Annotated in this window: 18 protein-coding genes; 9 read left to right on the top strand and 9 right to left on the bottom strand. The window is 67.6% G+C overall.

Annotated features, from left to right (window positions below; translation table 11 throughout):
• Positions 1-7: 7 nt before the first annotated feature.
• Both EJO69_RS07880 and EJO69_RS07875 read right to left on the bottom strand, forming a co-directional pair.
• Positions 8-253: a heavy metal transporter gene (locus tag EJO69_RS07880; RefSeq protein WP_126040792.1), complete on the bottom strand. Its 246-nt coding sequence runs from the start codon at positions 251-253 to the stop codon at positions 8-10.
• Entirely contained in the window at positions 250-1638 is a 1389-nt protein-coding gene (locus EJO69_RS07875; RefSeq protein WP_126040791.1) for a hypothetical protein, read from the bottom strand. Before EJO69_RS07875 ends, EJO69_RS07880 begins: the two co-directional genes overlap by 4 nt.
• Positions 1639-1692: 54 nt before the next feature.
• Between EJO69_RS07875 and EJO69_RS07870 the strand changes: the two genes are divergently transcribed.
• Positions 1693-2637 (top strand): Ppx/GppA phosphatase family protein, encoded by a 945-nt coding sequence (locus EJO69_RS07870; protein WP_126040790.1) that lies wholly within the window; start codon positions 1693-1695, stop codon positions 2635-2637.
• A 132-nt stretch (positions 2638-2769) separates the two neighbouring features.
• Here the strand turns inward: EJO69_RS07870 and EJO69_RS07865 are convergent, their stop codons facing one another.
• Together EJO69_RS07865 and purB are read right to left on the bottom strand one after the other, a co-directional pair.
• Positions 2770-3513 carry a DedA family protein gene (locus EJO69_RS07865; RefSeq protein ID WP_126040789.1) on the bottom strand — a complete coding sequence of 248 codons (744 nt, stop codon included), beginning with the start codon at positions 3511-3513 and terminating at the stop codon, positions 2770-2772.
• Positions 3513-4850 carry an adenylosuccinate lyase gene (gene purB, locus EJO69_RS07860; protein WP_126040788.1) on the bottom strand — a complete coding sequence of 446 codons (1338 nt, stop codon included), beginning with the start codon at positions 4848-4850 and terminating at the stop codon, positions 3513-3515. Before purB ends, EJO69_RS07865 begins: the two co-directional genes overlap by 1 nt.
• Before the next feature lie 117 nt (positions 4851-4967).
• Between purB and EJO69_RS07855 the strand changes: the two genes are divergently transcribed.
• Positions 4968-6647 (top strand): long-chain-fatty-acid--CoA ligase, encoded by a 1680-nt coding sequence (locus tag EJO69_RS07855; RefSeq protein WP_126040787.1) that lies wholly within the window; start codon positions 4968-4970, stop codon positions 6645-6647.
• Between the two features lie 28 nt (positions 6648-6675).
• Here EJO69_RS07855 and EJO69_RS07850 read toward each other — a convergent pair whose 3' ends face one another.
• Entirely contained in the window at positions 6676-7434 is a 759-nt protein-coding gene (locus tag EJO69_RS07850; RefSeq protein WP_126040786.1) for a fructosamine kinase family protein, read from the bottom strand.
• Positions 7431-7814, bottom strand: a complete 384-nt coding sequence (locus EJO69_RS07845; protein ID WP_126040784.1) for a phage holin family protein — start codon at positions 7812-7814, stop codon at positions 7431-7433. Before EJO69_RS07845 ends, EJO69_RS07850 begins: the two co-directional genes overlap by 4 nt.
• Before the next feature lie 35 nt (positions 7815-7849).
• Here EJO69_RS07845 and hisC point away from each other — a divergent pair, with 35 nt between their 5' ends.
• The gene (gene hisC, locus EJO69_RS07840) at positions 7850-8905 is read left to right on the top strand and encodes a histidinol-phosphate transaminase (protein WP_126040782.1); all 1056 of its coding nucleotides are present in this window, start codon (positions 7850-7852) and stop codon (positions 8903-8905) included.
• 166 nt (positions 8906-9071) lie between these two features.
• Here the strand turns inward: hisC and EJO69_RS07835 are convergent, their stop codons facing one another.
• The 3 genes from EJO69_RS07835 to EJO69_RS07825 are packed head-to-tail and all read right to left on the bottom strand — an operon-like array spanning position 9072 to position 12809.
• Positions 9072-9851, bottom strand: coding sequence for a YwiC-like family protein (locus tag EJO69_RS07835; RefSeq protein ID WP_126040780.1), 780 nt, complete (start codon positions 9849-9851; stop codon positions 9072-9074).
• 53 nt (positions 9852-9904) lie between these two features.
• A complete protein-coding gene (locus EJO69_RS07830; protein ID WP_126040778.1) occupies positions 9905-10798 on the bottom strand; it encodes a hypothetical protein in 894 nt (297 codons plus the stop codon).
• Between the two features lie 16 nt (positions 10799-10814).
• Positions 10815-12809 (bottom strand): bifunctional copper resistance protein CopD/cytochrome c oxidase assembly protein, encoded by a 1995-nt coding sequence (locus EJO69_RS07825; RefSeq protein WP_126040777.1) that lies wholly within the window; start codon positions 12807-12809, stop codon positions 10815-10817.
• A gap of 59 nt (positions 12810-12868) precedes the next feature.
• Here EJO69_RS07825 and EJO69_RS07820 point away from each other — a divergent pair, with 59 nt between their 5' ends.
• Genes EJO69_RS07820 through EJO69_RS07795 form a run of 6 tightly spaced genes read left to right on the top strand, consistent with a single transcriptional unit; the run spans position 12869 to position 17728 of the window.
• A complete protein-coding gene (locus EJO69_RS07820; RefSeq protein ID WP_126040775.1) occupies positions 12869-13861 on the top strand; it encodes an AAA family ATPase in 993 nt (330 codons plus the stop codon).
• On the top strand, positions 13858-14748 hold the full coding sequence (locus tag EJO69_RS07815; protein WP_126040773.1) for a DUF58 domain-containing protein: 891 nt from the start codon (positions 13858-13860) through the stop codon (positions 14746-14748). Before EJO69_RS07820 ends, EJO69_RS07815 begins: the two co-directional genes overlap by 4 nt.
• On the top strand, positions 14741-15154 hold the full coding sequence (locus EJO69_RS07810; RefSeq protein WP_126040771.1) for a hypothetical protein: 414 nt from the start codon (positions 14741-14743) through the stop codon (positions 15152-15154). Before EJO69_RS07815 ends, EJO69_RS07810 begins: the two co-directional genes overlap by 8 nt.
• Complete coding sequence (locus EJO69_RS07805; RefSeq protein ID WP_126040769.1) at positions 15148-16152, top strand: vWA domain-containing protein; 1005 nt, start codon at positions 15148-15150, stop codon at positions 16150-16152. Before EJO69_RS07810 ends, EJO69_RS07805 begins: the two co-directional genes overlap by 7 nt.
• A complete protein-coding gene (locus EJO69_RS07800) occupies positions 16149-17132 on the top strand; it encodes a vWA domain-containing protein (RefSeq protein WP_164519908.1) in 984 nt (327 codons plus the stop codon). The genes EJO69_RS07805 and EJO69_RS07800 overlap by 4 nt, the downstream gene beginning before the upstream one ends.
• Complete coding sequence (locus EJO69_RS07795) at positions 17129-17728, top strand: tetratricopeptide repeat protein (RefSeq protein ID WP_126040764.1); 600 nt, start codon at positions 17129-17131, stop codon at positions 17726-17728. The genes EJO69_RS07800 and EJO69_RS07795 overlap by 4 nt, the downstream gene beginning before the upstream one ends.

Below are 17728 nucleotides of genomic sequence, written 5' to 3'. Positions count from 1 at the left end.
GGGAGGGTCAGCGGTCCTGGTTGTAGGGATCGAGGCCCTGGCGCTCGATGCCGAGCAGCGAGTAGCTGCCGGCCTTCGAGACCGCGTCGCGCAGCGTATCGTCGTCCGCGCTGCCGGTCACGATGACCGTCGCGTTCGAGTCGGATCCGAGGGTCACCATGATCTCGTTGAGCGATCCGATGTTCTCGAGCTGCTCAACGACCTTCGCGACGTCGACATCGCTGTTGATGCCCGTCATCTTGAGCTGAATCATGAGTCCTCCTCGGCTGCTGATCCGACCAGTCTGCCGGTTGTCGCATCGATGAGCCAGTCGGGGGTCGCAGATCCGGGCCGCGGGTATTCCTCGAGGTCCTTCTTCCAGTCGTCGACCGGGACCTGGGACGCCCACATCGGCTGGTCCTGCTTGTTGAAGCCGAAGTTGCCGGTGCCGGTCGAGTCGAAGACGAACTTGGCGAGGAAGAACCCGCCGTCCTCGGGCGTGTACGTGTTCTTCTTCAGCTGGCGGGTGTAGTGGACGAGCGAGGTCGGGATCGAGGTCAGTCGCTCCGTCTCGCCGTCCTTCGTGTACTCGCCGAGGAACACGAAGTGATTGCCGACGATCTGCATGAACAGGGTGATGGAGGAGAAGCCGTCCGGGACCGCGTTGACGAGCAGCTTGAACATGTCGGGGATGAGGGCCGTCGTGTCGGTGAGGTCCTTGCCCACCATGTCGTTCGACATTGCGGGCCGGATGTCGTCGATGACCCACGTCGTCGGTGTGGCGTTGCGGACCTGGGCCTTCATGCCCTCGAGCGGCACAGCCTTGACGAACACGGTCGGCGCGTAGCGGGAGTAGCCGTTCGCCCGCGCGTACGGGGCGTCCGGCAGGAGCGCCTGCACTTCGAGCATCGTCTGATTGTCGCGCCTGATCGGCCGCAGCACCCGGGCGGGAAGCCCATCGACCTTCGCGATCTTCTGCGACTCGTAGATCTCCATGTCCTCGCTGTAGGCGAGCCTCTTCGCCCAGAGGCCGGATTCGATCTGCTCGAACCCCTCCTCGGTGGGCGGCTCCGCGGGGGAGACGAGCGTGACGGCAACCGGCCTGCCATCCTCGATCTCGACGTCGCACGGGATCTCGCCCCAGGAGCGCTTGATGACGGTGCCGATGAAGTTCGAGGGGACGATCGCCTTGAATCCGGCCTCTGTCTCCCAGCCGTAGGCGACGCCATGGTAGGCGGCGACCATCTCCGGCTCATCCTCGCCCGGCATATGCTTCCAGATCGTCGATCCCGCGGTCACCCGGGCGGGCTCGACCCACAGGAGGCTCGTCTCGAGCCCCGCGGCCTTCGCGACGCCGGTCGCGTCGAAGGGGAGGACTTCGAAGATGCCGCCGAGGAACGCCTCCGGGTGGAGGGGGCCCACGGCCCGGCGGGACTGGACGAGCGGGCCCGCGACGAGCTCCATCGAGTAGAATGGCTCATCGGTCTTGAACGGGCTGCCCTCGAAGCCGAGCTGGAACAGCTCGATGAGGTCGGGGATCTCGGTGATCTCATCGATGTCGTCGGCGATGACGGCGAGGCCGGAGATGTAGTCGAGGCCGTTCTCCGTGAAGCCGCGCACTTGGCCGGGTGTCAGTGGCAGAGAGTAAGTATTCGACACGATTCCTCAATCTTTCTGGGTCCACAACCGAGGGTACTGCATTACGCTTGGTCCATGCGTCTCGGAGTCCTTGATATTGGGTCGAATACGGTCCACATGCTTGTCGTCGATGCCCACTACGGTGCTCGGCCAGCCCCGGCTGCCGATGACCGCACCGTCGTCCGGCTCATGAAGTATCTCGACGATGACAATCGGATCGTCGACGAGGGTGTGACCGCCCTCCGGGAGGCCGTCAGCCGCGCGATGGTGTTCGCCGAGCGCTTCGGCGCCCAGGAGGTCATCGGCATGGCAACCTCGGCCCTGCGCGAGGCGGCGAACGGCCCCGAGGTCCTCGCCGGGCTCGAGGAGCTGTCCGGCATCAACCTCACCGTCCTGTCGGGCAAGCAGGAGGCCGACCTGACCTTCCTCGCGGCGCGCCGCTGGCACGGGTGGGCGGCCGGCCGCCTCCTTGTCCTCGACATCGGCGGCGGCTCCTTCGAGGTCGCCTACGGCACGGACGAGAATCCCGAATTCTCCGCCTCGGTCCCGCTCGGTGCGGGCCGCCTGACGAGGCAGTTCCTCACGGATGATCCGCCGACCGAGAAGCAGGTCGAGGAGATGAGGGACTACATCAAGATGGAGATGAAGCCGCTCGCGGACTCTCTCAAGCAGCTGCCGAAACCCGACCATGTTGTCGGAACATCGAAGACCTTCCGCTCCCTCGCCCGACTCGGCGGCCAGCTCGTCGCCGTCGTCGGTCCGACCGAGCGCCGCCGCATGTCCCGCTCCGACCTCGAGGACTGGGTCCCGCGGCTCGCCAAGATCCCCGCCGCCGCCCGCACAGAGCTTCCCGGCATCACCCCCGAGCGCACCTTCCAGATCGTGGCTGGAGCCGAAGTGGCGTGGCGTGCGATGAAGTCCCTCAAGCTCGACCGCATCGAGATCTGCCCCTGGGCCATGAGGGAGGGCGCGATCCTCCACTACCTCGAGAGCCAGATACGCAACGGGGACGCGGTCTAGCCGGGCGAGGTCGGCGCCTGCAGTCGGCGACGTCCTGCTGAACGGAATTAGACAGACGAATCAGACAGAGAAGAAGCGGGAGCCATTCGGCTCCCGCTTCTCCGTCTTCGCTTACTTCTGGCCGAGTCCAGCTCAGCGCTGCTCAGGATCCTCAGGTGTGGCGGCGCTGGACGCGTCGGTGCTGGACGTGTCGGTGCTGGCCACTGAGCCGCTCTCATGCTCCGGGGCCTCGGTGGCCTCCGCCTGTGTGCCGTTCTTCGCCTTAATGCTGCTGATGGAACGGCGGGCCACCCACCAGATGAGGAGGGCGAGGACGATGATGGCGACGACGGTGGAGAACGTGCTCACCCAGTCCTCGACGACGTGCCAGTTCTCGCCGAGGGCGTAGCCCGCGCCGATGAGGATCGTGTTCCAGATGAGGGAGCCGCCGAGCGTGAGGGCGGTGAACCCGGCGAGCCTCATCCTCGTGACGCCGGCCGGGATCGAGATGAGGGAGCGGAAGATCGGAATCATGCGGCCGAGGAACACGGTCCACTTGCCGTGCCTGTCGAACCACGCTTCGGTCCGCACAATGTCATCGACATTGACGAGCGGCAGGGCGCCCATGATCCTCCGGGTGCGTTCCCGGCCGAGGGCCGCGCCCACGCCGTAGAGCGCCCACGCGCCGACCACGGAGCCGGCCGTGCACCAGATGATCATCTCAACGAGGCCGAGGGTGCCGACCGACGCGGTGAAGCCCGCCAACGGCAGGATGATCTCGGACGGCAGGGGCGGGAAGAGGTTCTCGAGGCCGATGAGGAGGAAGGCCCCGAAACCTCCGAGCGTCTCCATGACATCAACGGCCCATCCGGCGATGCCGGTCAGCTCCTGCTGCATTATTCTCCCAAATGATCGACGAGCTTCGAAGCCAGGCCAGTGTAGCCTGCCGGCGTCAGCTCAAGCAGGCGGGCCTCGATCTCGGCGGGGATTCCGAGGGAGGAGATGAAGTCCCTCATCATCTCCTCGGTGACCTTCTGCCCGCGAGTGAGGTCCTTGAGCCGCTCGTACGGGTTGTCCATGCCGGTCGCCCCATTGATCGCGGCGGCCCTCATCGCCTGCTGGATCGGCTCACCGAGCACCTCCCACGCATTGTCGAGGTCGCGGGCGAGCGCCTCGGTGCCGACCTCGAGCCCCGCGAGGCCCCGGGTGACGTTGTCGATCGCGAGGAGCGAGTGGCCGAAGGCGACGCCGATGTTGCGCTGGGTGGACGAGTCGGTGAGGTCGCGCTGCATGCGGCTCGTCACGAGCGTCGCGGCGAGCACATCGAGCAGGGCGCAGGAGATCTCAAGGTTGGCCTCCGCGTTCTCGAACCGGATCGGATTGACCTTGTGCGGCATTGTCGACGAGCCGGTCGAGCCTTGCGCGGCGAGGTTCTGGTGGAAGTAGTCGAGGGAGATGTAGGTCCACACGTCGGTCGCGAAGTTGTGGAGGATCCTATTGAAGCGGGCGATGTCGGAGTACAGCTCGGCCTGCCAGTCGTGGGACTCGATCTGGGTGGTGAGCGGATTCCACGTCAGCCCGAGCGACTCGACGAAGAGGCGGGAGTGGGTGATCCAGTCGACCTCCGGCAGGGCCGCGACGTGGGCGCCGTACGTGCCGGTCGCGCCGTTGATCTTGCCGAGGTACTCGGTCTTCGCAATCCGCTCGAGCTGGCGGGTGAGCCGCCAGGCGAACACCGCCATCTCCTTGCCGAGGGTGGTCGGGGTGGCCGTCTGTCCGTGGGTGCGGGACAGCATCGGCTGATCCCGGTGCTCGTAGGCGAGCTCCTCGATCGCGCCGACGAGCCGCTTGGCGGCCGGCAGCCACACGGTGTGCACGGCATCCCTGATCGTCAGTGCATACGCGAGGTTGTTGATGTCCTCGGAGGTGCAGAAGATATGGACGATGTCGGGGTACTTGACCCTCCGGCGCAGGTAGTACTCGACTGCCTTGACGTCGTGGCGGGTCTCGGCCTCGATCTCGGCGAGCTCGGCGGCGTCGACGACGATCCCCCGCATCTCCTCCCGCTCCTCGGGGCTGAACTCGCCGGGCAGGATGCCGGCGTCGACGAGGTAGATGAGCCATTCGACCTCGACCGTGACACGCGCCCTGTTGAGTGCGTCTTCGGAGAGATGGTCGACAAGGGGGGACACTGCTGATGCGTACCGGCCGTCAAGCGGGCTGAGAGTGCTCATGGCACCATGCTAGCGACACGTGGCCGTTTGCCGCCCGCTCCGCCACAGAGTGTGGGGGTTCTCGGATTCCGCCATCGTCTGTTGCCCCGACCGGCTCTTATCGTCGAAGATGAAGGCATGACCCACGACGCTCTGCCATGGACGGCCCACTACCAGCCGGGTGTTCCCGCTGAGATCGAGATGCCGACCGACTCCCTCATCGAACTCGTCGAGACCGCTGTTGAGCAGGGCGGCGAGCGCCCCGCTATGACCTTCTTCGGCCGCGAGACGACGTACGCGACCCTCGGGGAGCAGATCGCCTCCGTCGCCGAGGGGCTGCGCCGGCTCGGCGTGCGCCCCGGCGACCGCGTCGCCCTCATCCTCCCCAACTGCCCTCAGCATGTCGTTGCGTTCTACGCGGTGCTGCGGCTCGGTGCGATCGTCGTCGAGCACAATCCGCTCTATACAGAACGAGAGCTGCTCGCCCAGTTCAACGACCATCGCGCCCGTGTCGTCATCGCCTGGGATACGTCTGTTGAGAAGATCCAATCCTTCGATGTCGATTCCATCGTCGCCGTCAACCTGCTCGATGAGTTCCCGGTACTCAAGCGCTGGGCGCTCGGCCTGCCGGTCGCCTCCCTCCGGAAGAAGAGGGACGCGCTGACAACGGTGACAATGGGCACCATCCCCTGGAAGGACCTGCTGTCTGGGCCCGCGCTTGCGGACGAGCATCCGCGGCCCGACGTCGACGACCTCGCCGTCATCCAGTACACGTCGGGGACGACGGGAGCCCCGAAGGGGGCAATGCTCAGCCACCGGAACCTGTACGCGAACGCCCGCCAGGGCGAGGCGTGGATGCTGGGCGCGCAGACGGGCCGGGAGAACGTCTACGCGCTGCTGCCGATGTTCCACGCGTTCGGTATGACCCTTTACCTCACCTTCGGGATCCTCAAGCAGGCCAACCTCATCCTCTTCCCGCGCTTCGATGTCGACCTGGTCCTCGACGCGGTGAAGAAGCACCCGCCGACGGTCTACTGCGCGGTGCCGCCGATCTACCGGAAGACAGCTGAGCGCGCGAAGGAGCGCGGCATCTCCCTCTCATCGGCCGCCTACTGCATCTCCGGAGCCATGAAGCTGACCGACGACATCGTCGAGATGTGGGAGGCGCAGTCCGGCGGGCTGCTCGTCGAGGGCTACGGCATGACCGAGTCCTCGCCTGTCGCGCTCGGCAACCCGTTCCACGCGACACGGCGCACCGGCACGATCGGGATCCCCTTCCCCTCGACTGAGATGAGGGTTGTCGACATCGAGGATCCGGCCGGGGAGGTCGCCCAGGGCGAGCAGGGTGAACTGCTCCTCCGCGGCCCGCAGGTGTTCCAGGGCTACTGGGAGAACGAGGAGGAGACGAGAGAGACCCTCCTGCCCGGGGGCTGGCTTCGCACTGGAGATATTGTCACCGTCGACGAGGATGGCTTCACGACGATCGTCGACCGGGTCCGCGAGCTCATCATCACCGGCGGCTTCAACGTGGCACCCTCGGAGGTCGAGCAGATCCTCGTCACGCACCCGGCGATTGAGGATGCCGCGGTGGTCGGCTTCGACAGTGGATCCGGCGAGGAGGTGGTGGCCGCCGTTGTCATCACCAAGGGCGAGACCCTCGACACGGAGGCGGTGCGGGCCTACTGCCGCCAGTACCTGGCCGGATACAAGGTGCCCCGCCGCATTGTGCCCGTCCTCGACCTGCCGAGGTCGATGCTCGGCAAGGTGCTCCGCAGGGAGGCGAAGGCCCAGATCGAGCCCTATCTCAGACAGCGCTGAGCGTGAGTCAGTCAGGCGCAGCAGGCGGTCAGGCGTAGCGGGCCGCCGTGCGGACCGTCTGGTTGCCGTAACTGCCGCCGAAGAGTGAGGCGTGGACGATGAGGATGTGGAGCTGGTGCAGGCCGACCCGCTCTCGCCATCCGTCCGAGAGGGGATGGACCTCCTCGTATCCGCCGATGATGTCCTCACCATGCGGCACGCCGAACACGGTGAGCTGCGCAAGGTCCGACTCCCGGTGGCCGGTGTGCGAGGCGGGGTCGATGAGCACGGCCCCCGACGGGGACCACATGACGTTCCCGGACCACAGATCGCCGTGGAGGATCGACGGTTGATCGTCGGTGTCGAACACGCCGTCCCGCAGGCGCTCCGCGAGCGCATGGATCGTGTCGGCACCATCGGCATCGATCGATCCGCCCGCGAGGGCGGAGTCGAGGTAGGGGAGGATCCGGTCCTCCGCGTAGAAGACTCCCCACGGCCGGGCACCCCCGGTCACGAGAGGGAGGGCCTCCTGGCCCATGGTCCCCGCGCCGTGCTCGGCGAGGTCGAAGCCGGGCGGGGCCTGTCCGAAGACGCGATCTCCGCCGTGGGAATGAAGGCTGGCGAGCATCCTCCCGAGCTCGCGGGCATGCTCCCGCGTGGCGGGTGCGCTCTCGATCCGGACTGTCGCGAGCGACGTCTCCTCCACCCAGGCGAGTTCGGCGGCCCGGGCGCCGTGCGCAGCAAGATCGGCCAGCCCCGCCGCCTCGAAGGCGATCTGGCGCCGACTGCCCCGCTTGACGAAGGTCATCGGCGCAGGCTCTTCGGCAGGAACGCGTCGATGATCATGATGATGATGGCGACGACGAGGCCGCCGGCAACGGCCCACCAGAACCCGTCGACCGTCATGCCCCAGCCGAATTGATCGGCGATCCACGAGGAGAGGAGGAGGATGAGGGCGTTGACGACGAGCGCCCACAGTCCGAGGGTGAGGATGTAGAACGGGATCGACAGGACGACGATGATCGGCCGGATGATCATGGAGACGAGGGTGAAGATCGCTCCGATGCCGAGGAGGTAGAGCGCGAACTGCGTGTCGGACTGGGCGGCAGGGGCCTCGATGCCGGGCAGCAGCAGGCTCGTCAGCCACAGGGCGAGCGCGGAGACCAGGGTGCGAACAATGAACTTCATGGGCACCACACTACTGAGTGGGAGATGATGGGTGCATGAGCCTGTTCCGTGATGACCTGTCCGCCATTCCCGCCTACGTGCCCGGCAGGCCCGGCGCGGACCCCTCGGTCATCAAACTCTCCTCGAACGAGATGCCCTACGGCCCGTTCCCCTCGGTTCAGGCCGTCATCGCCCAGGGCATCGGCTCCCTCCACATGTATCCGGACATGCACGCGACGAGGTTGACGGCGAGGATCGCCGCGTTTCACGGCGTGAGCGCGGACAGCATCGTCGCCTCGAATGGGTCGGTCGCCATGATCGAGAAGATCCTCGACGCCGCCTGCTTCCCGGGCAGTGAGGTCGTCATCGCCTGGCGCAGCTTCGAGGCCTACCCCATCGCCATCACCGTCGCTGGCGGCACGGCCGTTCCGGTCCCACTCACCCCGGCGGGCGGCCACGACCTCGATGCGATGGCGGATGCGGTCACGGACAGGACCGCCGCGATCATGGTCTGCTCACCGAATAACCCAACCGGCACGGCCCTCACCCACCGGGAGCTGTTCCGCTTCCTCAAGAGGGTGGGCGACGACGTGCTCGTCGTCCTCGATGAGGCCTACATCGACTTCGTCCGCATGGTCGACCCGATCCGCTCGGTCGAGCTCCTGGCCGATCACCCGAACCTTGTCATCCTCCGCACCTTCTCGAAGGCCTACTCGCTCGCCGGCCTCCGGGTCGGCTACGCGATCGCCCACCCGGACGTCGCCGCGACCCTCCGTGCGGTCGCCACCCCCTTCGGCGTCAACTCCCTCTCCCAGAGCGCGGCGATCGCCGCGCTCGACGAGGCGGACGAGGTGCGGATGAGGACGGACTTCGTCGCCGCCGAGCGGAAGCGCGTCGCGGCAGAACTTGCCGCACTCGGGTTCGACGTGCCGCGCTCTGAGGCGAACTTCCTGTGGCTGGAGATGGCGGACACGGAGCCGTTCGTTGAGGCCGCGACCCGCAGCGGGATCACCGTCCGCGCGTTCCCGGGCGATGGAGTCCGCATCAGCATCGGCTCGACCGCCGCGAACGAGCGGATTACGGCGGCTGCTCGTCTCTACGCCGCCCGGTGACTGCGGCGCGGGGACCGGACGGTCGCCGTTGGTCGGTGAGCGAAGGCCGGTGTTGTGAGGATGAATCAGTGACGTCCGCGCCGTGCCCGCTTCGGAACCGGAGCTTCAGGGCAGGACATCGCGCCTTCAGGGCGACAGGCCGGGCCTGACGCCGGGCTTGGCACTGTCAGAGGAGGAGCGACCCGGTCACCGCGATGGTCGTCACGACCTCCCACATGCCGATGGCCTTCGCCGAGATCCTCCGGCCGATCCTCCGTGAATAGGTGGCGACCGCCCACGTCCGGGCGGTGACGGCCCACCAGACAATGGCGTGAAGGATGGGGACGACCCCCATCGCCGCCAGCACCGTCGCAGCGACGGCGAAGACCGCGTGATATCCGACCGCCAGCCAGAAGAACCCCTCGTTGCCGCGCTCGCGGATGTTCGTTTTCACGTAGAAGGCGGTGCCGATGAAGTAGGCCGTGATCGAGGCCGCCGCCAGCCACATCCAGTCCCACGCCTCCCAACCATGCCTGCCCGCGGGCACGGTGCCGAGGACCGTGGCGAGGTGGAAGGCGACCGGGGTGAGGAGCCCGGCCGCGAGGACCGTGACGGTGTCGTTGAGCAGCGAGCGGTCCCTCCGGTTGATCGACTGGTGGAGGGTGATGAGGACGAGCGGCGCGAAGACAGGGATCCAGATGAGGAGCTCCGGCACGAGGAGAGCGAGCGGCAGTCCCGCGAGCGCCGTGAGCGCGCCGTAGACGATGACGGGCCGGCGGTAGCGGGGCTTACGGCGGGACCGCAGCCACAGCCCGGTCGAGAAGAAGGCGAAGTAGCCGATCCACCACACGGCGAGCAGGAGCAGATGCTCGAGATGGAAGGAGGAGAGGATCATTCCGACGAACGGAGGGACGATGATCATCGCCCATGCGCCGTGATAGTTCGGCACCCACCCTTTAGAAGCCATACCTCATTATCACGGATAAAATCGTGAAGATTTGGGACGTAGGGATGCTCGGGTCAGAAGGTTCGGGATCCCGTGCGGTTGACCTCGAAGCCCTTACCCGACAGCTGGGACCAGCACTCGACCGAGGAGTTCTCCTTGACCTCGCACGCGAAGTTCTCGTTCGCGTAGACACCCGGACCGACCTCGTTCTCGGACTGGAGCCGCCAGGAGCACAGCGCGTTCGCATCTGTCGACTCCTGGACGACGAAGGTCTGGGTGTACGTCTCGCATGAGGCGGGGATCGAGGGGAAGGAGTACGTGTAGATCGAGCACGCGGCGCGGGTGCTCTCGAGCGTGCAGTGGATGTTGCGGCGGTCCGTCGAGAAGTGCGAGATCGTAGTCGCGCCGTCCGGGGCGGGCCGGGCCCTGCTCACCCAGTCGGCCTCGGCAGATATCTGGGACAGCTCGAGGGCGGCTCCCGGGCCCGAGAGTCGGGCCGAGAGCTCGAGCGAGAAGTCCTTCGGGCAGGTCTCGTCCACCCGGTGGAGGGTGTCGATGATGAGCTGGCGGTCGTCCTCCGCCAGTCCGCCCGAGGAGGCCGTCACGAGGTCCGACAGGAGGGCTGCGTCGTTCTCGGGGTTCTCGCAGGCGGGGGCATTGACCATGGCGATGATCGGCTCGCGTGCGATCGCGACCGGGTCCGTGGTCGAACCCGAGTCGTCCGTCTGCTCGGCAGCCTCGGACTGGGTCTGCCCGGGGCCGGTGAGTGAGCCTGCCGCGATGTCGCCGGCGCCGCGGATGATCGCGGACCAGATGAGGAAGATGATGATCGACAGCATGATGCCCAGGATGATGAGCATGGACTTGACCCCGGCGCTCAGTCCCGGTGCCTTCTGCGGCTCGTTATTCATCGTCGCATCCGTCTTCTCTCCCCCGCCCTCGGCGGCGGGATGGGTCAATCTTGGCACAGGTCGCCGCCCGCGGTCATTTTCCGCCCCGCGCCCGGGCCGCCAGCATCTCGTTATAGGCCCTCAGCTCGGCATCGTCATCCCGGTCGGCCCGGCGGTCACTCTGCTTCGCCTGCCGATCCTCGGACATGCTCCACGCGACGGCGACCGCGATCGCGAGCGCGACGGTTGGGAACTCGCCGATGCCCCAGGTGATGGCGCCGCCGACCTCCTGGTCGGCGAGGGCGTCCACCCCCCACGGCAGTCCCAGCCATCCGAAGAACTCGTTCGCGAGCACGCTCGTCGAGGAGATGACGGCGATGCCGAAGAAGGCGTGGAATGCCATCGTCGCGAACAGGAGGACAAGACGCAGCGCGTACGGTGGCCGTGTCGGTCCGGGGTCGATCCCGATGAGGGCGTTGGTGAACATGTACCCGGCCAGCGTGAAGTGGGCGACCATGAGCAGGTGACCGACATGCGTCGTGAGGGAGAGATAGAAGAGGTCCGTGAAGTAGAAGAGGACGAGGGACCCCGCGAAGTTGATGGCGGCGATGATCGGGTTCGCCCAGAAGCCGCCGTAGCGGGAGTGGGCGACCGCGAGGAGGATCTCCCGCCCGCCGCGTGAGCCGTCGGTGCGGGCGGGCACGGCCCGCGCCACGAGTGAGACGGGCGCGCCGAGGACCATGAGGATGGGGATGACCATGGCGAGCACCATGTGCATGAACATATGGGACGAGAAGAGGACCGCCCCGTAGACCGTCGGCCCGCCGTTCGTGATCCAGAAGAACACGACCATGCCGAGCACCCATGAGAACGTCCGCGCACCCGACCATGCATCGCCCCGGCGCCGCAGGCGCCTGGCCCAGCGCACGTACTGGACAATGCCGACGACGGCGACGAGGGCGAGGATCGGCTCCAGTCGCCACTGGGTGAGGTAGTTGATCGCCTCCGGGTAGGGCGGGACAGGGTTCTGCGACAGGAGGAAGGTCGGGGACGGGTCGGGCACGGGGTCCTGCGGCACCGGCGGCGCCGAGTTGCCAAGCGCTGCGGCCACGCCGATGATCCCGGCCATGAGGAGGCCCTCGCCGACGGCGAGACGCGTGAAGGGCCGCGGCGTCGACTCGACGACGGCGATCGTCCGCCTGCGGTGGATGAGGCCCGCGAGGGCGAGCAGGCCGGTCGCGAGCACCTTCGCAAGGAGCAGCCTGCCGTAGCTCGTCGTCACGAGCTCGCTCGGTGCGTTGAAGCGGATGAATGCCGCGAGGAACCCCGAATAGACCGTCAGGCCCACCGCCCACCCCGCGATCGCCGAGTAGCGGTGGACGTAGGATGCGAGGCGGCGCTGCCGGGGCGCGGTCGCGAGGAGGGCGATGAGGCCACCCACCCACGCGCTCATGGCGAGCAGGTGGATGTAGATCGAGGAGACGGCGAGCGTGTGGGACGCGGCCCCGGAGGCGTGGCCGGTCAGTGCGATCGGAACCATGGCGACGGCGGAGAGCCCCACGCCCCAGGCGGCCCCGCCGAGGGTTGAGACCATGACGGCGACGATCGAGACGAGCACCGTGAGGACGACGGACCAGACCATGATCTGGCCGAGCTCGATGGCGGTGATGAACTGCCACAGGCCCGCGCCGAGGGAGGGAGAGGTGAGTGCGATGCCGCCGACCTGCGAGTAGGTGACGATGAGGAGCGCGGCCTCGATGATCGGCCAGATGATCGCCGCTGTCCGTGAGAACCGCATGATCCGCGACCACTCGGGCGAATCGTACGTGACCCTCCTGCGCGGCCGCTCCTCCATCGTCGGCGAGTAGATGGTCGCGGCGACGAGGAAGCCGCCAAGGGTGAGCGCTGCCGTGAAGTCGCGGGCGTACGTGAGGAGAGGGACCGCCCACCGCGTCGCCGCCCCCGGGTCTGCGAGGAGTGCCTCCGCGTAGATTCCGGTCGTCAGACCGGCGACGATCGTGGCGAGGACTCCGACGATGATCGGCCAGGAGATCCCCGCCGGATTGAGCAGGCGTAGGGTAGTGGTCACCCCACAAGAGTATGTCCTCGGGCAGGTGGGCGTGATCCAATGATGTCGAGGGGAGAGACATGCAGGTTGCGAACGGTCAGATCGCCGACGAGGAGATGACGAGGGCCCGCGAGGTGCTGGCCCGGATCGGCGAGATCTTCTCGGCGACCGTCGTCGGACAGGAATCCCTCTACCGAGCCCTCATCGTCGCCCTCATGGCCCGCGGGCATGTCCTCCTCGAATCGGTGCCCGGGCTGGCGAAGACAACAGCCGCGGTCACCCTCTCGGAGGCGATCTCCGGCTCCTTCTCCCGCATCCAGTGCACGCCGGACCTCATGCCGAACGACATTGTCGGCACCCAGATCTACACGTACGAGACGGGCACGTTCTCAACCCAGCTCGGGCCCGTCCACGCGAACATGGTGCTGCTCGACGAGATCAACCGCTCGTCGGCGAAGACCCAGTCGGCGATGCTCGAGGCGATGCAGGAGCGGCAGACCTCGATCGGCGGGACCATCTATCGCCTGCCGGACCCGTTCATGGTGCTCGCCACCCAGAACCCGGTCGATGAGGAGGGCACATACGTCCTTCCCGAGGCGCAGATGGACAGGTTCCTCCTCAAGGAGGTCCTCACCTATCCCACCCCCTCCGAGGAGATCGAGATCCTCACGAAGACCGCGGAGCGGGCCTTCGGCAGAGAGACCGAGCCGGTCACGACCGATGATGTCCTCTTCCTCCAGGGCATCGCCAGCCGAGTCTACGTCGATCAGGCGATCAAGGCCTACGTCGTCGCCCTCATCAACACGACCCGGGGTGGCGGCCCCCGCCCCATCCCCGACATCGGCCGGCACGTCCGGGTCGGCGCCTCCCCGCGCGGCTCGCTCGCCCTCATGCGGGTCGGCCAGGCCCGCGCCCTCCTCGAGGGTCGGAACTATGTCGTCCCCGACGACATCAGGATCATGCGGCACTCGGTGCTCCGGCACCGGCTCATCCGCACCTACGACGCTCTCGCGGCCGAGATCCCGCCGGAGGCGATCATCGACTCCGTCTTCGCGGCGGTGCCTGCGCCATGAGGCGCAGGGGGAATGCCGCCTCCCGCATGGCTCTCGTGCGGGCCCGGCTCGAGCTGCCGACGATCCGCCGCGCGGTCGGGCACGCGGAGGGCCAGCATTCCTCGATCTATACCGGCCATGGAATCGACTTCGACGATCAGGTCGACTACCAGGTCGGTGATGAGGTCTCCGCGATCGACTGGAAGTCGTCCGCCCGGGTCGGCCATCCGATCATCCGCCGCTTCGAGCGGGAATCGGATGTCTTCACCCAGCTCGTGCTCGACACGGGTGCCGAAATGCTGGCGGCGGCCCCCTCCGGGGAGCGGAAGTCCGACATCGCCCTCTGGGCGGCCGATGTTCTCGCCTACCTCGGCTCGAGCCGAGGCGACCGGCTCGGCCTCGTCTGGGGGGACGCAGTCTCGGGCGGCGCACTGCCGGCGCGGCACGGCCGGGATCATCTCGAGTTCCTCCTCAACCGGGCAGCGAGTGCCTACGAGCAGACCCGGGCGGGCAGCGATGTCGCCGGGCTGCTCGGCCACGTCCTCACCCTGACCCGCCAGCGATCCCTCATCGTCCTCGTGACCGATGAGGCGTGGCCGCAGCCGAGCGACGTCGACATTCTGCGGAGGGTGCGAGCTCGGCACGAGCTTCTCGTCGTCCGGGTCGCCGACATGCCGATGACGGCCGACCATGAGCGGATGGTCGACATCGGGCAGGGGATCGCCCTGCCGGCCTACGCGCGGCGGGACCCGGAGCTGGCCCGCATGCTGGCCGAGCAGCGGGCCGCCCTCATCGAGGGTACGCGGAGGCTGTTGAGGGCCCACCGGGTCAAGCAGAGCGTTGTCGCCTCGTCGGAGGATGTTGTCCCCGTCATCGTCGAGACCCTCCGGAGGGGGGTCCGTGGCTGACTCACTCGCGACGCCCTTCGGCCCGCCCCCGCTGTTCCTCATCATCGCCATCGGCCTGCTCATCATCCTCGCCCTGTGGCTGGGGTGGCGGATCTCCAAGCTGCGAGAGCAGCCCCACCTCACCCCCGTGCGCATCCGCACCTGGCAGGCGAAGATCGATGACGCCATCTCCCACTCCGATGATCCGCGGGTCGCGGCGCTCGCGCTCGCGAAGGTGCTCCGCGACTACGGCACCGAGCGCTGGGGCGTGCCGATGGCGAGCATGACCGTCTCCGAGATCGAAGCCGGACGGGAGGCCTTCGCGCGGCTGTTGAGACAGCTGGAGGAGCCCTCCTTCAGCCCATTCATATCGGGCGAGGTCGAGCGGATCGCCGACGAGGCGAAGGGTGCGGTGGGGTCATGGTGAATCCCTGGGCGCTCGCCCTGCCGCTCGTCCTTCTCGCCATCGTCGCCTACCGGTGGTCGACCCCGCCCCGCCGGGAAGGCACCGTCTACGTCGCCCACACCCTGCCGGGCAGGCTCCTGCCCCGCTATCAGGCTCGGCTGCGGAGCCTCCGCCTCGCGGCCGGGGCGGGACTCGTCGTCCTCGCCGCCACCGCGATCGCCGCCTCCGTCCTCGTCGCACGGCCGCACTCGAGCGAGATGAGGGACGAGGAGCTCGCCTCGCGCGATATCGTCCTCTGCCTCGACGTCTCGGGCTCCGTCATCGGCTTCGACTCGGAGGTCATGGAGGCCTTCGCCGAGCTGGTCGGAGAGTTCCAGGGCGAGCGGGTCTCCCTCGTCATCTGGAACTCGAATGCCAGGGTCGTCTTCCCGCTCACGGATGACTACGACCTCGTCTCGGCCACACTCCTCGAAGGTGCCGAGGCCCTGCGGACCGTGCCGTACACCGACGTCCCGGCCGACGCGGAGGCGTACTACAGCTTCACATCGGGCACGTTCCTCACGAGCACAGGCGGCGCCTCGCTTGTCGGCGATGGGCTCGTCAACTGCGCGCTGCAGTTCGACCAGCCGGAGGAGGAGCGCTCGCGCAGCATCATCCTCGCCACCGACAACGAGGTCTCGACACCCGATGCACAGATCTACACGCTGCCCGAGGCCGTGCGCTTCGCGGACGACCGCAGCATCATGATCCACGGGATGTACATCGAGACCTACTACGGGTCGGAGAGCTTCGAGGCGCGCCAGCTCCAGTCCGAGATCGAGGCCGCCGGGGGCTACTATCTCGTCGCCGGCGATCGCGAGGCCGCGGCCGCGCTCCTCGAGCAGATCGAGGCCCAGCAGGCCGTCGCCCTCGGGGCCGACCCCGTCCTCATCCTGCTCGACGATCCGGGCGTGTGGCCGGTGCTCGCCGCGGTCGGCGTCGCCCTGCTCATCGGGATCGGATGGCGGTACCGGCTATGAGACTCATGATGCTGTGGCCCTGGCCGGTCACCCTCGCCGTCACCGTCCTTCTCGGAGCGCTCTGCGTGGCCGGGTGGCGCAGGTCCAAGGACACCGCGACCTTGCTGCGCCGCGGACTCATGGTCGCCGCCGTTGCCGCCCTCGGCCTGACTCCGGCCTCACAGATCTCGGCGGAGGAGCGGGTCTCGAACGCGGACCTCTTCTTCGTCGTCGACCTCACGGGATCGATGGCGGCGGAGGACTACAACGGCACGGAGCAGCGCCTTGACGGCGTCAAGGCGGACATGCGCGACATCATCGACGCGAACCCCGGCGCGCGCTATTCCGTCATCGCCTTCTCCTCGACCGCGACCGAGCAGCTGCCGCTGACGACCGACTCGCGGGCCGCCCTCGCCTGGCTGGAGACGGCCCGCCGGGAGTCGACGAACTTCTCCGAGGGCTCATCGCTCGCCCGACCCGCACCCGTGCTCGAGGACGCCCTCACGCGCGCCGCGGAGAACAACCCTCAGAATGTTCGCATCGTCCTCGTCTTCAGCGACGGGGAGGACACCGCCGACTCAGACGCCGAGGACAGTGCCGACTACGGCGCCATGGCGGGGCTGGTCGATGACGGCTTCGTCTTCGGGTACGGCACGGAGGCCGGCGGGCGGATGCTCAGCTCGTCCTGGGGTACGGAGGACCGCGGCCGGTATATCCAGGACCCCGAGACCGGTACGGATGCGATCTCCCGCATCGATGAGGATAATCTGCGCGCCCTCGCCGATCAGCTCGGCCTCGACTACGTCCACCGGGACGCCCCGGGCGGGGCCGGCGAGCTTGTGGCCGAGATCCCGGTCGATCTGCTCGCGGCGGACGGCCGGGAGGACAGTGGCCGACTCAATCCCATCCTGTGGCCGATCGGGCTGGTGCTGCTCGGCCTGGTCGGCTGGGAGCTGTGGCACCTGACGCCTCAGATTGCGGCCCTTCGGAGGGCGCGATGAGGACCCACCATCTCATCACCGCCGTCGTCGGAACCGTCATCATCGCCCTCGCAGTCTGGGCGCTTCTCATGTGGGGGACGATGCAGCTCGGCAGGTCCGCCTACGAGGCCGGCGACTTCGAGACGGCCGAGCGCCGCTTCGCGACCGCCTCCCGCATCACCCCCCTCGAGACCTGGCGGCCCGCCTTCGGCGAGGGCACGGCACTCCTGGCCCAGGGCCGAACCCGCTCGGGCATCAGCCGACTCGAGGTCGCCCTCGAATCGGTGCCGACGGCGGATGTCATCGATGGCGTCAAGGATCCGAACTCGTATGAGTGCACGGTCCGCGCCAACCTCTACCTCGGCTACGCCGAGGCGGGAATGACCGATGAGGCCGAAGCCGTCATCGACACGTGCCCGAACCCCGATCCGACGGCTGTCGAGGAGGAGAGCGAGTCCGAGAGCGAGAATGAGAGTGGGGAGGAGCCCGACGAGGCCGAGCAGCCTGAGGCGGATCCCCAGCTCGAAGAGCTGGAGGAGCGCAACGACGACAGTCGGCGCCAGCGCCAGGACGAGATGGAGTGGGGCGGCGGCGGGGGCTCCGGCGAGAACTGGTGA

This window comes from Flaviflexus salsibiostraticola (genome assembly GCF_003952265.1).
GTDB classification, from domain to species: domain Bacteria; phylum Actinomycetota; class Actinomycetes; order Actinomycetales; family Actinomycetaceae; genus Flaviflexus; species Flaviflexus salsibiostraticola.
The sequence above is the reverse complement of the archived record's forward strand: the minus strand, read 5'-3'. Positions and strand labels throughout refer to the sequence as shown.